Source organism: Pseudoalteromonas sp. P1-9 (assembly GCF_001399975.1).
GTDB lineage: Bacteria > Pseudomonadota > Gammaproteobacteria > Enterobacterales > Alteromonadaceae > Pseudoalteromonas.
Window position 1 is genome coordinate 47,779 of the sequence record NZ_LKBD01000017.1, and the last position, 15,961, is coordinate 63,739.

General features: G+C 40.9%; 16 protein-coding genes. 9 read left to right on the forward strand and 7 right to left on the reverse strand.

Annotated elements, in window-relative coordinates; genetic code table 11:
- Window positions 1–14 precede the first annotated feature (14 nt).
- The 5 genes from fur to AN214_RS11975 form a co-directional block, all read right to left on the reverse strand.
- Entirely contained in the window at window positions 15–458 is a 444-nt protein-coding gene (gene fur, locus AN214_RS11955; RefSeq protein ID WP_010560166.1) for a ferric iron uptake transcriptional regulator, read from the reverse strand.
- An 83-nt stretch (window positions 459–541) separates the two neighbouring features.
- Window positions 542–1,069 (reverse strand): flavodoxin FldA, encoded by a 528-nt coding sequence (gene fldA, locus AN214_RS11960; RefSeq protein WP_010560165.1) that lies wholly within the window; start codon window positions 1,067–1,069, stop codon window positions 542–544.
- A gap of 6 nt (window positions 1,070–1,075) precedes the next feature.
- The gene (ybfE, locus tag AN214_RS11965) at window positions 1,076–1,354 is read right to left on the reverse strand and encodes a LexA regulated protein (protein WP_010560164.1); all 279 of its coding nucleotides are present in this window, start codon (window positions 1,352–1,354) and stop codon (window positions 1,076–1,078) included.
- Window positions 1,354–1,575, reverse strand: a complete 222-nt coding sequence (locus AN214_RS11970; RefSeq protein WP_010560163.1) for a DUF2788 domain-containing protein — start codon at window positions 1,573–1,575, stop codon at window positions 1,354–1,356. Before AN214_RS11970 ends, ybfE begins: the two co-directional genes overlap by 1 nt.
- Before the next feature lie 342 nt (window positions 1,576–1,917).
- Window positions 1,918–2,688, reverse strand: a complete 771-nt coding sequence (locus tag AN214_RS11975; RefSeq protein WP_054979937.1) for an alpha/beta fold hydrolase — start codon at window positions 2,686–2,688, stop codon at window positions 1,918–1,920.
- 132 nt (window positions 2,689–2,820) lie between these two features.
- Between AN214_RS11975 and seqA the strand changes: the two genes are divergently transcribed.
- From seqA to AN214_RS12005, 6 genes are all read left to right on the forward strand, one after another.
- On the forward strand, window positions 2,821–3,348 hold the full coding sequence (gene seqA / locus AN214_RS11980; protein ID WP_054979938.1) for a replication initiation negative regulator SeqA: 528 nt from the start codon (window positions 2,821–2,823) through the stop codon (window positions 3,346–3,348).
- 18 nt (window positions 3,349–3,366) lie between these two features.
- The gene (gene pgm, locus AN214_RS11985) at window positions 3,367–5,007 is read left to right on the forward strand and encodes a phosphoglucomutase (alpha-D-glucose-1,6-bisphosphate-dependent) (protein WP_054979939.1); all 1,641 of its coding nucleotides are present in this window, start codon (window positions 3,367–3,369) and stop codon (window positions 5,005–5,007) included.
- A 58-nt stretch (window positions 5,008–5,065) separates the two neighbouring features.
- Window positions 5,066–6,109, forward strand: a complete 1,044-nt coding sequence (gene astE, locus AN214_RS11990) for a succinylglutamate desuccinylase (RefSeq protein ID WP_152960762.1) — start codon at window positions 5,066–5,068, stop codon at window positions 6,107–6,109.
- Window positions 6,110–6,397: 288 nt separating this feature from the next.
- Entirely contained in the window at window positions 6,398–7,612 is a 1,215-nt protein-coding gene (locus AN214_RS11995) for a thiamine pyrophosphate-dependent dehydrogenase E1 component subunit alpha (protein ID WP_054979940.1), read from the forward strand.
- Entirely contained in the window at window positions 7,612–8,589 is a 978-nt protein-coding gene (locus tag AN214_RS12000) for an alpha-ketoacid dehydrogenase subunit beta (RefSeq protein WP_054979941.1), read from the forward strand. Before AN214_RS11995 ends, AN214_RS12000 begins: the two co-directional genes overlap by 1 nt.
- 9 nt (window positions 8,590–8,598) lie before the next feature.
- Window positions 8,599–10,152 (forward strand): dihydrolipoyllysine-residue acetyltransferase, encoded by a 1,554-nt coding sequence (locus AN214_RS12005; RefSeq protein WP_054979942.1) that lies wholly within the window; start codon window positions 8,599–8,601, stop codon window positions 10,150–10,152.
- A 37-nt stretch (window positions 10,153–10,189) separates the two neighbouring features.
- Here the strand turns inward: AN214_RS12005 and AN214_RS12010 are convergent, their stop codons facing one another.
- Together AN214_RS12010 and AN214_RS12015 are read right to left on the reverse strand one after the other, a co-directional pair.
- Window positions 10,190–11,347: a putative manganese transporter gene (locus AN214_RS12010; RefSeq protein WP_054979943.1), complete on the reverse strand. Its 1,158-nt coding sequence runs from the start codon at window positions 11,345–11,347 to the stop codon at window positions 10,190–10,192.
- 91 nt (window positions 11,348–11,438) lie between these two features.
- Window positions 11,439–13,064: a M28 family metallopeptidase gene (locus AN214_RS12015; protein ID WP_054979944.1), complete on the reverse strand. Its 1,626-nt coding sequence runs from the start codon at window positions 13,062–13,064 to the stop codon at window positions 11,439–11,441.
- A 107-nt stretch (window positions 13,065–13,171) separates the two neighbouring features.
- Here AN214_RS12015 and AN214_RS12020 point away from each other — a divergent pair, with 107 nt between their 5' ends.
- The 3 genes from AN214_RS12020 to AN214_RS12030 are packed head-to-tail and all read left to right on the forward strand — an operon-like array spanning window position 13,172 to window position 15,961.
- On the forward strand, window positions 13,172–13,981 hold the full coding sequence (locus AN214_RS12020) for a DUF3025 domain-containing protein (RefSeq protein WP_054979945.1): 810 nt from the start codon (window positions 13,172–13,174) through the stop codon (window positions 13,979–13,981).
- Complete coding sequence (locus AN214_RS12025; RefSeq protein ID WP_054979946.1) at window positions 13,978–14,766, forward strand: ABC transporter ATP-binding protein; 789 nt, start codon at window positions 13,978–13,980, stop codon at window positions 14,764–14,766. The genes AN214_RS12020 and AN214_RS12025 overlap by 4 nt, the downstream gene beginning before the upstream one ends.
- Window positions 14,759–15,961, forward strand: coding sequence for an ABC transporter permease (locus tag AN214_RS12030; protein ID WP_054979947.1), 1,203 nt, complete (start codon window positions 14,759–14,761; stop codon window positions 15,959–15,961). Before AN214_RS12025 ends, AN214_RS12030 begins: the two co-directional genes overlap by 8 nt.

The following is a 15,961-nucleotide window of genomic DNA, read 5'->3' on the forward strand; positions in this document are numbered from 1 at the left end:
CATCGACTTAACAATTAGCTGTTATCGTCCGCATATTTTTTACATGCTTCTTTATCTTCACACTCACCGTAAAGGTAAAGCGAGTGGTTTGTTAGCTTGATGCCGTTGTCTTTAGCAATCTCTTCTTGACGCGTTTCAATCACGTCGTCTTCGAATTCAACTACTTTACCGCACTTTAAGCATACCAAGTGATCATGGTGTGTGCTGCCAGCTAGTTCAAATACTGATTTGCCGCCTTCAAAGTGGTGACGGGTAACAATACCTGCATCATCAAATTGGTTAAGAACACGGTAAACAGTGGCAAGACCAATTTCTTCGCCTTTATCTAATAAGATTTTATATACATCTTCAGCGCTGATATGTTGATTATCTGGCGACTGTAAAATCTCTAAGATTTTGATTCGCGGCAGTGTTACTTTTAAACCTGCTTTTTTTAGCTCTAAATTGTGATCAGTCATCAACTTGGTCTCGTTTTTCTATTGTTTTGTCTATATTTGCACGACGTTTTAGTAAGGCTATACTAGATATAGCCTAATGTAAATTAATCTTCTAATTCTGCCAAGCACATTTCATCATACACTTGAGCACACCAATCCTTAATGCGCTTTTCTGTTAGTTCAGGCTGACGGTCTTCATCAATACCTAAACCAACAAAGTGGTTATCATCAACTAATGCTTTTGACGCTTCAAATTCATAACCTTCAGTCGACCAATGGCCAACAACAATAGCGCCACGTTCAGTAACGATATCGTTAATCATGCCCATAGCGTCAAGGAAGTACTCGGCGTAATCTTCTTGGTCGCCGCAGCCAAAAATAGCAACTAGCTTACCGTCGAAGCTAATTTCTTCCAGTTCAGGGAAGAAATCATCCCAATCGCATTGCGCTTCGCCGTAATACCAAGTCGGGATACCAAATAAAATTAAATCAAATTCAGCAATGTCCTCTTTTGAGCTTTTAGCGATGTCATGAACATCCACCATTTTCTTACCTAGCTCTTTTTGAATTAGCTTGGCGACGTGCTCTGTATTACCTGTATCACTACCAAAAAAAATGCCTACGCTTGCCATAGTTTATTACCTTTTTGTCGCTAATTTCTCTTGTAATATAATTTCTATTAATGCGCTTCGACTCACGTTCTGCTCTTCAGCCATATCATTTAATGCTTGATATAGCTCTGAAGACACCTTGAATTCGACGCGTTTTAAACCACGTGCTTTATCACGTTTAAGCTGATTACGCTTATTGATTTTAAGCTGTAATTCTCGTGGTAAGGGGTTGGTTTTTGGACGCCCCGGTCGCTTATCGTGTTCAAATAAGTCTCGGGTCGTTCTGTCAGATTCCGCTTTGGCCATTATCCAACTCCAGCACCTTGCCAAAATACCTGAATAAGCCCTTTCGCAATAAACCCAGAACAGCCTAAAAACAGCACTAACCAAACGACGTAACGCCCAAATTTAGGAACGTCACCTTTTTTTAAAACGTCTTGGATTGCCATACCGATTAAAAAGAATATTCCGGCTAAGCCGAAATAGAGTCCAAGTATATCAATACCATCTAATAATTTATCTAACATTATTATTCTGTATCTGCGCGAAAACGGCCGCAACTATAGCATAGTAAGCCGTTAAATACATTATCAAAGATCAAAAATAGTACCACTTTAAAAAGTGTGGTTTTTACGGCTAACAAAATCACAAATAAGTAAATCCGCTTGGTGTGTTTTTGTTTTGTATTTAAAGCATTTTAGTGTGTTTTGTAAATTTCGCGTACGCTAATAACATCACGTATAAAAGCGTGAATTTAGTGAATGTAATGAATAGCAATTTACTAAATGTATAAGACATGGAGGGGAAAAGAACCTAACGAATCGTTTGCATGTTAAAAACAGCTAGGCTCTTTATAAAAACAAAACTAATTAATCCGCACTTAAAAACTGTGCTATTGCCAAATTCACTTGGCTTGGTTTTTCAGCATGTAACCAGTGACCTGCACCTGCGATGATCTTGGCTTTCGCATTTGGGAAAAGCGCGGCAATTTCACCGCGATGGGCTTCTAAAATGTAGTCTGAGTTAGCACCTTTTATAAATAAGGTTGGCTTTTTAAAGGCATCACCTTGCGGCTTATCTAATATATTATCGTACGATGCAATTAATTGAGACAAATTAAAGCGCCATGCAAACCCGCTATCTGTTTTTGCGAGGCTCTTTAATAAAAATTGCCTAATACCAGCCTCATGAATGTACTCTGCCAATTGTTTATCGGCGTCGCTGCGGTTTGTGATTGCCTGTAAATCAACATTATTTAATCCATTAAATACTTGTTGATGACGCGGTGAATATTTAGTTGGCGCGATATCAAGTACAACTAATTTTTCCACACGGTTACTATTAGTTAACGCCATTTGCATTGCGACTTTGCCCCCCATAGAGTGACCAATCACAATTGCACGGGAAATAGTTAACTCATCTAGCAGTTTAAAAACATCATCTGCCATCGCATTGTATGTCATTTCGCTATGGTGAAATGACTGTCCGTGATTACGTAAATCAATGTTGATTACACAATTTTGTTCGCTTAGGGGTTTTGCGATTACATTTAAGTTTTCTTTTGAACCAAATAGTCCATGAATAATGACAATTGGCAGTGCGTCGGTTTTCTCACCTAGCTGATTGTAATTTAATTGCATAGGAGTCGCTAAACTAATGTAAAAGCTGCATTGTGCCGAGTGAAACTTGAAAAAGCAAACATAGAGAAATGAATTTAAACTGGGTATACTATGCGGGATTTTTGCTAAATTCGTCTAACAATTAGGATAACCATGAAAAAAATCGAAATCGACGACGAGTTATATCAGTATATAGCAAGTAATACGCAGAGTATTGGTGAAAGTGCATCGCAAATATTGCGCCGTTTGTTACAGCTGGATACGGAACTCCCAGAAAAGGCAGTAACAGAAACACAAGAAGAGGCGCCAGAAGCCACCAAACCAGAACAAAAAGAACATAAATGCGACAACGTATTTAATATTCTTAATAAAGAAGAGTTGGCAATGCAAAAAGGCGTAGTTGGCCGCTTTTTGTTTATTCTTTCCGCGCTGCACCGTACACATAAAGGTATTTTTAATCGTGTACTTGATATTAAAGGGCGCGACCGTATTTATTTTGCAACCAATAAAGAAGATTTGATTGCATCGGGTAGCAGTACTAACCCAAAAAATATTATGGATAGTGGCTATTGGGTTATGACTAACTCAAACACGACACGTAAAAAAATGATGGTTCACGAAGTTGCCATATCATTAGGCTATAGTGAAGAAGAAGCCGAAAAGCTACGCGATTACTTATAAATATATTGAAGGTGAATCATGGCAAACCATGAAAGAGCAGGACAGCGCGCCGTACAATCTGACTTAGTCAACATTCCTAAACTGATGTCAGCTTATTATTTGTATGAACCAGATATTGAGCAAAACCCAGAGCAAGCCGTTGCGTTTGGCACATCAGGGCACCGCGGGTGTTCGTTAGACACAAAATTCAACGAGTCTCATATATTGGCGATCACCCAAGCGATTTGTGATTACCGCAAACAAAACAATATCTTTGGCCCACTGTTTTTAGGCAAAGATACGCATGCGTTATCAGAAGCAGCGTTTAACTCTGCAATTGAAGTTTTAGTTGCGAACGAAGTACAAGTCGTAACACAAGAGAATGATGATTTTACGCCGACCCCTGTCATTAGTCATGCGATTGTAACGCACAATAAAACGCACAGTGCTGAACTTGCTGATGGCATAGTGATTACACCTTCACACAACCCGCCACAGGATGGTGGTTTCAAGTACAACCCGCCAAATGGCGGTCCTGCTGATACCGAGATTACTAAATGGATTGAAAATAGAGCAAACCAATTATTAATTGAAGACTTGGTTGAAGTTGAGCTGTTTCCATTTGTAAAAGCAAAACGCTCAGGCTTTATTCAATACCAAGACTTAATGACACCGTATATTGACGATTTGGCTAACATTATTGATATGCAGGCAATCAGTAAAGCGGGCATTAAAATTGGCGTTGATCCACTTGGTGGCTCTGGTATTAACTTTTGGCCACTCATTGCAGAAAAATACAATCTTGATATTACTGTGGTTAACGAGCAAATCGACCCACAATTTTCGTTTATGTCGTTAGATAAAGACGGCAAAATTCGTATGGATTGTTCATCGCCACACGCAATGGCAAGCCTAATTGCCATGAAAGATAAGTTTGATATTGCGGTGGGTAATGATCCTGATTATGACCGCCACGGCATTGTAACGCCCGACGGTTTAATGAACCCGAACCATTATTTAGCTGTTGCGATTGATTACCTTATTAGCCATCGCCCAGATTGGCCTACCAACCCGAAAGTTGGTAAAACTTTAGTATCAAGCGGCATGATTGATAAAGTCGTCGCCAAGCACGGTCGTGAAGTATTTGAAGTGCCTGTGGGCTTTAAATGGTTCGTTGATGGTTTACTAGAATCAAGTTTACTATTTGGCGGCGAAGAAAGTGCAGGTGCTGCATTTTTACGACGTGACGGTAACGTATGGGAAACCGATAAAGACGGCTTTATTTTAGCTTTACTAGCCGCTGAAATTTTAGCAGTTACTGGTAAAACACCAAGTCAGCATTATAAAGCACTTACTGACGAATTCGGTGCGCCACTTTATAAACGCTTAGATGCTCCTGCAAATACGGCGCAAAAAGCCAAGCTGTCAAAACTATCAGCAGAGGATGTGAGTGCAAATACCTTAGCAGGTGATGAAATTACCGCAAAGCTAACTCACGCACCGGGTAACGGCGCGGCAATTGGTGGCTTAAAAGTAACAACCGCTAATGGCTGGTTTGCTGCCCGTCCTTCAGGTACCGAAGATATCTATAAAATTTACCTTGAATCGTTTGTCTCTGAGGCACATTTAAACGAGCTTGAAACTGAAGCCATCGCTTTAGTTAATTCAGTAATTTCATAACATTATTAGAATTTTTAAAAGGCGGTTTACCGCCTTTTTTATTATGTAAAAAACAAAGATGAGTACTATGACAACAACAAATCTAGCAACTTCAGGCGATTTTTTATCAATTACCCGTAATCATGAGTGGCATTTAGATCCTTTTGAGTTCACTTTAGATAACGGCACTCATGTTAGCGTTAAAGATACAGGCGTAATTGAATTTACTCCAACTAGCTATGGCAAAAAAGACATTGTGTTATCGTCAGCTGTACATGGCAATGAAACAGCGCCTATTGAAATTTGCGATGAGCTTATCCAAAACATTATCAAGGGTAAATTAACCCTAGTACACCGTGTGCTGTTTATTTTTGGTAACCCTGCGTCGATAAATATTGCGAAGCGTTTTGTTGAAGAAAACCTCAATCGTTTATTTTGTGGTGCACACAAAGCAGGTGAGCAGAATAATGAGAAAATACGTGCGGCAAAACTCGAAAACTACGTAAGTGATTTCTTTAATAAAGAAGCCGCTGAAGACAGAAAACGTATCCATTATGACTTACACACAGCCATTCGTGATTCTAAGAATGAAAAATTCGCGGTATACCCATTTTTACACGGTAAACCGTGGAAAAAAGAAGAATTGAGCTTTTTATTAAGCTGTGGAGTTAATACTGTGATGATGATGAAGTCTGCAGCAACCACATTTAGCTATTTTTCTAGCAGCACCTTTGGTGCTGATGCGTTCACTATCGAACTAGGTAAAGTAAGGCCGTTTGGCGAAAATGATATGTCACGCTTTGAAAAAGCTAAACAGAGCTTGACTCAACTGATCTCTCAACACGAAATGCAATATCCAGAGTTTAACTTTGATGACTTTGAGTTGTTCGATGTCTACCGTACTATTAATCGCACAGAGCAAAACTTTAGTTTTCCGTTTAGCGACAGCGCTGCAAACTTTACCGGCTTTGCAAAAGGAGCGCTATTGGCAACCGACGGCAATACTGAATATTTTGCCGATGTTGATGGCGAAGCCATTATTTTCCCAAATGCAAAGGTGGCACTTGGCCAACGCGCATTATTGACTGTTATCCCGCTACAAAACAAAACAGATTTTGTATAAATATCTTGCCACGCCTTTTCGGATATTCAGCTAAAATTAGTTGAATATCCGTTTACGTTAACGTAAAGTCGAGCTAACTTTAATTTAATATCAGTCCAATTTATGGGTGATATGTACTAATCATACCAGTCATTTGCATAAATTAGTTATTTAATGGTTAATGTTAGTTGAATTGATGCATTTATTTCAAATAACCTAGCTGTTATGCGTATCTCAACGTACTGCTAATTATGTTGCTAAATTGGATATTTACTCATTTTTAAAGCGCTACATCATTAGAGGTAAGCTATGACGAACCCGCAAAATGTGTCGTTAAATGCGTCAAAGGAACTCGAGTTTATCGATCCATCCGCATTAGACATACCTACCGTTAGTTTATTAGATGAAAACGGTCATTTAGTAAAAGGCGCGGTAGATCCAAACATTGATAAAGACACTGCACTAAAAATTTACAAAACCATGCGATTCATCCGTGCGTTAGATGAACGTATGCAAGCAGCCCAACGCCAAGGTCGCGTTTCGTTCTATATGCAATGTTTAGGTGAAGAAGGCGCAGTTACGGCCAGTGCCGCAGCGCTAAAAGACAGCGATATGATTATGGCGCAGTATCGCGAGCAAGCCGCACTGCGTTATCGCGGTTTTAGCTTAGAGCAGTTTATGAACCAAATGTTCTCTAACGAGAAAGATTTGGGTAAAGGTCGTCAAATGCCAATTCACTATGGTTCAAAAGAATTGCACTACATGACTATTTCATCGCCGCTTGGAACGCAAATTCCACAGGCAACAGGCTATGCGTATTCGCAAAAAATTCCGCACATCAATGCACAATCGGGTGAGCTTGATTCTGAAATTGATAACATCACGTTATGCTATTTTGGCGAAGGTGCTGCATCTGAAGGTGACTTTCACGCGGGCTTGAATATGGCTGCAGTGTTAAAAGCGCCGGTTATCTTTTTTGCACGTAATAATGGTTATGCAATTTCGACACCGGCAGACGAGCAATTTGCAGGCGATGGTATTGCCAGTCGCGGTGTTGGTTATGGCATAAAAACAATTCGTGTTGATGGTGCAGATGCGCTTGCAGTTTACGCTGCGACGCAAAAAGCGCGTCAATACAGTGTGGAAAAGGGTGAACCAGTATTAATTGAATCGATTGCATATCGCTTAGGTGCGCACTCGACGTCGGATGACCCAACGGGCTATCGTTCAAAAGAAGAAGAAAGCACCAATACGAAATGCCCAATTCAACGCTTTAAAGGCTACTTATTAAGCAAAGGTTGGTTAGACGAAGCGCAAGATAACGCTGAAGATGAAAGCTTGCGTGAAGCGATTTTAGACGCTGTAAAAGTAGCTGAAAAAGTGGCTAAGCCACCGATTGAAGATTTAGTTACAGATGTGTACGACACACCAATTCCATTACTTGAAAAACAACTCGAAGCATTAAAAGAGCATGTAAAAGCGCATCCAGACGCTTACCCGACAACCGCAGGGAGAATCAAATAATGGCACAAATGAATATGTTACAAGCGATTAATTCTGCGCTTGATATTTCAATGTCGGAACATCCACTTGCCTGTATTTTTGGTGAAGATGTGGGTTATTTTGGTGGTGTATTCCGTGCTACCAGTGGCTTACAAGAAAAATACGGTAAACATCGTGTGTTTAACACGCCGCTTACAGAGCAAGGTATTTTAGGTTTTGCTAACGGTTTAGCGGCAGCAGGTGCACCTGCCATCGCAGAAATCCAATTTGCTGATTATATTTTCCCAGCGTTTGACCAAATCGTAAACGAGTCTGCAAAGTTCCGTTACCGCAGTGGTAATGAATTTAACGTAGGTAAACTGACTATTCGTACGCCATACGGTGGCGGTATCGCGGGCGGTTTATACCACTCTCAATCGCCAGAAGCATATTTTGCTCATACACCAGGGTTAAAATTAGTTGTGCCACGCAATGCGTACCAAGCAAAAGGTTTGTTACGCGCATGTATTAAAGACGATAACCCAGTTATATTCTTTGAGCCTAAGCGTTTATATCGCGCCTCTATCGGCGATGTGCCAGAAGACGATTTTATTATCCCAATTGGTAAAGCGGAAGTGGTTTCTGAAGGTTCAGACATCACGCTGCTTGCATGGGGCGCACAAATGGAAATCATTGAAAAAGCAGCTGAAATGGCGAAGCAAGATGGCATTAGCTGTGAAGTGATTGATTTACGCAGTATTCAACCTTGGGATGTTGAAACGGTTGCAAAGTCAGTAACTAAAACAGGGCGCTTACTTATCAGCCATGAAGCACCTGTTACGTGCGGTTTTGGTGCCGAAATTGCTGCAACAATCCAGCAAGAGTGTTTCTTACATTTAGAGTCGCCAATTAGTCGCGTATGTGGTTTAGATACACCGTATCCGCTTGCACTGGAAAAAGAATACATTCCTGATGCATTAAAAGTGTTATCAGCAATTAAGCAGTCAGTGCAGTTTTAAGGAGTGGTTATGAGTCAAGATTTTATTTTACCAGACATTGGTGAAGGCATTGTTGAATGCGAAGTAGTCGAATGGCTTATTAGCGAAGGCGATACAGTAGCTGAAGATCAGCCTATTTGTGATGTAATGACCGATAAGGCACTTGTACAAATTCCTGCAGTGCATAATGGTGTGATCACTAAGTTGTATTATCAAAAAGGTGAAATTGCGAAAGTGCATGAGCCGCTTTTCGCAATGGATGTTGATGGTGCAGCGGCTTCGAGTGCGCCTCAAGAAGCAGCGCCAGAAACGAGCACTGAGCAGCCAGTAGCAAGCGAAGCGCCATCAGGCACCGCACTTGAAGATTTTATTTTACCGGATATCGGCGAAGGTATTGTTGAGTGTGAAATTGTAGATTGGCTAGTTGCTGAAGGCGATGAAATCAAAGAAGACCAAGCGGTTTGTGATGTAATGACAGATAAAGCGCTGGTACAAATTCCTGCTAAACACACGGGCCGAGTAACCAAGCTGTACCATCAAAAAGGTGAGATTGCCAAAGTACATGCGCCGCTTTTCCAAATGCAGGTTGCCAGTGCACAAGTTATCAATATCCAAGAAAAAGTGGTGAACGCCCAACAAAATGCCTCAGCTAAGCAGGTTGAAGCGACACCATCACAAGCTGTTGCCAGCGGCAAAGCCGTTGCTAGCCCTGCGGTACGCCGTTTAGCGCGAGAGCATAACATTGATATTGCGAAAGTGGATGGCTCTGGTAAAAATGGCCGTGTTTATAAAGATGATATTAAACGTTTTTTAAATGACGGCAGTACAGCGTCTAAGCGTACAGAAGACACTTCGACCCCAGTAGCTACACAAATGCAAGCAACGCGCGTTGAGCCTATTCGTGGTATGCAAGCTGCGATGGCGAAACAAATGATGGAGTCGGTATCGACCATTCCACATTTCACATTGAGCGATGAGATTGATTTAACAGAACTTATTAGCTTGCGTAAAAGTCTTAAAGAACAGTATGCAAAGCAGGGCGTTAAGGTCACCATGATGCCGTTCTTTATTAAGGCATTGTCTTTAGCGTTAAAAGAGTTCCCTGTGATTAATTCGCAAGTTAATGCGGATTGCACAGAGCTTACATACTTCAATGATCACAACATTGGTATGGCGGTTGACTCAAAACTTGGCCTGTTAGTACCAAATATCAAATCATGCCAAGCTAAAAACATGGTGGACATTGCCAATGAAGTTTCTCGCTTAACAGAGCAAGCGCGCGAAGGCCGTGTAACGCCTGCCGATTTAAAAGGCGGCACAATTTCAATTTCAAATATTGGTGCAATTGGTGGCACAACAGCAACACCAATTATCAATAAGCCAGAAGTTGCGATTGTGGCGCTCGGTAAACTACAACATTTACCGCGCTTTAATGAAAAAGGTGAGGTTGAATCACGTGCAATTATGCAAATATCATGGTCAGGCGATCACCGCATTATTGATGGTGCAACGATGGCACGATTCAATAACTTGTGGAAACACTATTTGGAAACGCCAAGTGCCATGTTAATGGCAATGAGCTAATAGAAAAAAGGGGTCGCATGACCCCTTTTTTAATTGACTAAAAAAAGAAGATTAAGTAGCCGATAGCTAAACTAGGTATGGAGGTATACAAGGTTGCTATGAGCGCCGCTTTTGGTGCAAGTGCAATCGCCGGGAAAAGGGCATCACCATCATTTGAAATGGCATTTGCCATAAGTGCCGAAAAGGGTACTAATCCTTGCATATAAAGTGAGGTGACAAGAATTTGTGGCCCGCACCCTGGCAGTAAACCAATTAAGCAGGCAATAAGCGGCAGTAACACGGCGTAGTTCTGAAAAAGAGCTGCTATATTCACATCAGACCACAGCACGAATAATTCATAGCCAATAAACGCAGCCACAACCCAACTGGTGATAAAGTGTGTATCTTGCAGTACCTTTGTTGTTAAACTTTCTTTACTGCAGTCGTCTTCAGCGGTGACATCTTGATAACTTTTACCAGGAGATGAGCACGCCCACAATAGCGCCACGATAAAACAACAGGCCGCAGCGATATAACCTAAGCCTTGGTTAATATTTTCACCAAAGTCATATTGAAATGCGACAAGCAGAGCAGCAAGTGTCATTGGTAATGAAACAATACGCCAAAATTGAAGGCTAATAAAACCAACAGGTTTAGGTAATTTTTGACACTGTAATTGTTGATTTGATGGTGTCTTGGGCGCAAGAAAATTAGCTGGATGCAGTAAATTCACGAGCCAACCAAACAGTGTTGCAACCGTAAAACTAATGGTTAATACCAACAGTGCTGTTTTTGGCTCTGCTGCGATAAGTAAGAATGCCGCATCGCCCATAGTGGCAATGAGTACTGCTACCAAAGAGCCAAAACTGGCTTGTTTTTTAGTGTATTGTGTTACCACAATTATTGCGCCGCCACAGCCTGGTAGTGCACCGAGCAAAGCGGCAAACGGAATTTCAAGCTTAGGTGCAACCTGAGCAATATAACTCAATTCGAGTTTAGGAAATCGATTTACCAATAAGTAATAGCCATAAAGCGTTGCAGCAACAAACATAGTTACTTGTAAAAACGCATCGGCGAGTGCGCCAAGCACTACAGCGCGGGTAGACTCATTAAAAATAAGGCAGAGCAATGCTATTGGTAAAAACATGCGTTTATAAGCGAGAGTGCTTTTAATTGCGTGTTTTGGTAGCGCGAATTGTGAGAGGGAAAACAACATACAGTGTACCTAATCGAATATTAGCTTCACTATAGTACTAATGGTAATGCGAATCAATCACATTACCGTTTAATTTAATCAATCGCGGTGATTATTTTTTCCGTTGGAACTCTGATTGACTGTACCACTTAGGCCAAGCCGTGCTGTCAGCGATATCTAAACCAACTTGATAAAACAGCTGTAAGTCCTCAACTGCACCAGAAAGATCCCAGCCTTTACGGTATTGATCGCATGGTTGATGATAGCATCCACGTAAAATCAGTCCCATACGTTTGCGATAACGGGCTGTTTCGTCGTCAATCGCTTCGGTGCCACCGCCTGAGTACATCGCTGGAATGCCCATTTGTGCAAATGCAAAGTGATCAGAACGATAATAGCCACCAGCAGCAGGGCGCGGATCGCCTGATAAAGTACGACTTTGCTTTGCGACAGCACGTGCTAAGTATTCATCCATTTCTGATTTACCAGCGCCAACTACGCTCATGTCTTTTACACGACCTAGCAGGTTCAAACTATCCATATTAATATTGGCAACCGACTTATTTGCGTCGATAACTGGGTTTGCCGCGTAGTACTTGGCCCCTAATAAGCCTTGCTCTTCAGCTGTTACTGCTAAGAAGGTCACTGAACGCGCAGGTTTGTTTGACAGCATTGCAAATGCTTCTGCGATTTCAATCATACCCGCAGTACCTGTTGCGTTATCATGCGCACCGTTATAAATGTTGTCGCCTTTTTTACTTGGATCTTTGCCGAGGTGATCCCAATGCGCTGAGTATATAATGTGTTCGTCAGGTGTTTCAGCACCTGGCAATGTAGCAATAAAATTACGCGAAACTGACTTTTTAATTTCGCTTTTAACCGTTACAGAAGCCGTTAAATCACCCATATCAACTGAGTATCCACCTTTCGCGGCTTTTGTTTTCTCTTTTGCAAAATCAAGTCCGGCTTTCGTAAACAGCTCATTGGCAACATCAAGCGTGATCCAACCTTCAACTGCTACGCGATCCATATTCTTGTTTTCTTTTTGAAAACCAAATTGTGGGCCTGACCATGAGTTTTCCACCACCGACCATGGGTAAGAGGCCGGGGCAGTTTCATGCACAATAATTGCGCCAGCAGCACCTTGGCGTGATGCTTCTTCGTATTTATACGTCCAACGGCCGTAATAGGTCATTGCATTACCGGTGAAGAGTGACTCGTCTTGCGTAGCAAAACCAGGGTCGTTAACCAGCATTACGACGGTTTTTCCTTTTACGTCTAATCCTTCGTAATCGTTCCAGTTATACTCAGGCGCGTTAATACCATAACCGACAAATACCAACTCTGAATTTTCAATGGCTTCAAGCTCGCTCATGCGACTAGTACCCATTACCATATCTTTTTTGTATTGATATGCTTTGCCATCAATAGTCAGCGACATATCAGGTGATGCTTCGATTGATACAAGTGGCACCTCTTGATAAAAGCTACCTTTGTTACCACCGACAAAGCCTAATGCTTTAAAATGTTTTTCTAAATAGGCAAGAGTGAGCTCTTCACCTTTAGTGGATGGCGCACGACCTTCAAACTCATCCGATGCAATTGTTTTTATATGTTGTCCGAGTTGTTCGGCATTAATGCTGTTATAAGCAGCATCGAGCGCGTGTTGATCATTGGTAGTTGCACAGCCACTTAACAATAAAGAGATGGCAATACCGATTGGCGTTAGTTTTTTCATAATTCAACCTGTGTCACAAATTTACGCGATTATAAAAACTAGTTTAGTGTTGTGCTAGTAAATGCGTTAAAGTACGCGTTTTAGTTTTTACTTTTTAAATCACCAGAATGAAATTTGAAGCCCCAGCACATTGGACGACTGATTTTTTACATCATGGGATCTTTGACGATTTAAACGCTTTATTTAATTTAACGCAATTTTCCAACTGGCCAACACTTGATTGGCTAAACTCCTTAGCTAGAAATATAAAAAACAGAAATAACCAGCAAATTTCATTTGTTGCCAATGACGATATCGACTGGCAACATGGTTATTACGAAGAAATCATTTTTGATAAGGGAGAGATCCCAACGCGTTTGGAGAACTGGCACGATTTGTTTGGTGCCTTTATTTGGTTACTCTTTCCAAAAACAAAAGCATTGCTTAATCAGTTACATATTGAGCAAATAAATCAACATGGTAAAACCGAACGCTCAAAAAAACGTAATGCCATTACATTATTGGATGAATGCGGCGTGCTAGTCGTATGTAATCCAACCCAAGCAGATTTATTGAAAAATCATTTATGGGTCGAAGGTTTTTTTAATCAGCGTGAACAGTGGCACAGTACGATTTATCCGTTTATGTTTGGCCATGCAAACTACGAAATGGCAACACGCCCTTACCTTGGATTAACCGGAAAAGCGTTGTATATCACCGCTCAACATCAATTAATGCCAAAATGCCTGAAAGATAGGTATGCTTGGCTAGACAGTTATCTTGAAAATCTTATTGAAAACGAAGACATTCTTTGCGATAACAGCAGTTTGTTTCCATTACCATTACTTGGCGTACCAAATTGGTACGAGCAAAACAAAGAAAAAGCATTTTACGAAAATACCGATTATTTTCGTCCTAAACGAAGGAAGTTGAAATGATAGAAGTGTCGGCGCTGAAAAAGCGTTTTAAGCTTACTAAAGATCACAAAGTAAAAAACCAAGAAAAAAAGGATCCTAGAGAAGACAAAGATTACTTTCACTCAGTTCGTGATGTGTCCTTTACCTGTAATAAGGGCGAAGTGCTAGGTTTATTAGGACCAAATGGAGCCGGTAAAACCACGACATTACGCATGCTTTCAACTGCATTGGGGCCCGATTCCGGAAAAATTGAAATTAACGGCATAGACGTTGTTAAAAAGCCGCTTGAAGCACGTAAAAAGATTGGCTTTTTATCTGGTTCTACCGGGCTTTACGGGCGATTAACCGCGAAGGAAAATATTGAGTATTTTGCACGGCTTCATGGCATGGATAAGCAAGCGGTAAAAAGGCGTTGTGAAGAGTTGTTTGAGATGCTTGATATGCATAGCTTTTTAGATAAGCGAGCGGAGCATTTATCAACTGGTATGAAGCAAAAAACCAATATTGCCCGCGCTGTAGTGCATAACCCTGAAGTGATTGTGCTTGATGAGCCAACAACGGGCCTTGATATTATGACAACGCAAACTGTGATCAGCTTTATTCAAAGTATTAAAGCTAAGGGCACACCGGTAATCTTCTCAACTCACCATTTAGATGAGGTTGAGCTTTTATGTGAACGCGTAAGTGTGATTGATAAAGGCATTACCTGTTTTGATGGTACGATTGATGAATTTAAAGCACGTGGTCAAAGCGATGTATTAAACAATGCGTTTTTAACGATTTTGAAGGAGCAACGAGGTGTTTGAGGTATTTTTAAAAGAGTTAAAAGAACTGCTGCGCGATAGAAAAACCCTTATTTTTGTCGTTGCCTTACCGGTTGCAATTTTTCCGGTGATTTTTGCGCTGATGGGCTTTTTAATGAGTAAAGCAGCTTTAGAGGCTGAGCAAAAGGTTCATAATTACGCAATTATCAACGCTGAGTATGCACCTGAATTTAAAGACAAACTGTTTTTTCATAAAAATTTTAAGCTGGTAGAAGGTGACTTCAAAACCGTTGAAGAATTAAAACAAGCGGTGAAAGACGAAGTAATTGATGTTGGAATTGTTATTCCTTCAGATGCGCGCGACGCGCTAGAAAGTGGTAGCAGTAATGAATGGCAAATTGTATTTAACGATGCGTCTTCACTGAGTTTTATTTTTACCCGCATTAAAGAAATGGCTGAAGAGTTTTCGCAAACATTACAAAGTGAGCAGTTTAACAAGCTCGGTATAGCGAAAGAGCATCAAGAATCACTATTGAACCCCGTTGTATTAGAAAAAGTAGATACCGCCGATTTGCGTGAAAACTTAGGTGAAAAACTCGGCGCGTTAATTCCATATTTATTGATCCCATTAGTGCTTGCTGGTGCAAGTTATCCAGCCATTGATTTAGGCGCGGGTGAAAAAGAACGCGGTACATTAGAAACTCTACTGCTTACACCAATTCCACGTACCGAACTGGTATTGGGCAAGTTCTTTACAGTACTTTTTACCTCGCTTGCCACGGCATTAATAACCGTCGCCAGTATGGGAATCTGGATGAAGTTGGCAAGTAGCTTCTTTGATGTTGAAAAAATAACTGATGCATTTTCAATGCTTGGCTTTATGGACTTTGCATTAATCTTATTACTGCTAATTCCACTTGCGTGTGTATTTTCATCACTCGTACTTGCGATTTCAATCTACGCACGTTCGTTTAAAGAAGCGCAAAACTATATGGGGCCATTGTCAATGCTGGCGTTTTTACCGTTGATTGTTGCCATGATGCCAAATATGGAACTCAGCATGAGTACAGCTATGGTGCCAATTACCAATGTGGCATTAGCAATTAAAGAAATTATTAAAGGCACAGTAGACTACAGCTATGTTGGTATGATTTTTATTGCTACCGCTGTGTTAGCTGGTGTGTTGATGGCAGCATGTGTACATTGGTTTAAAAAAGAAGAAGTGTTGTTTAGATAA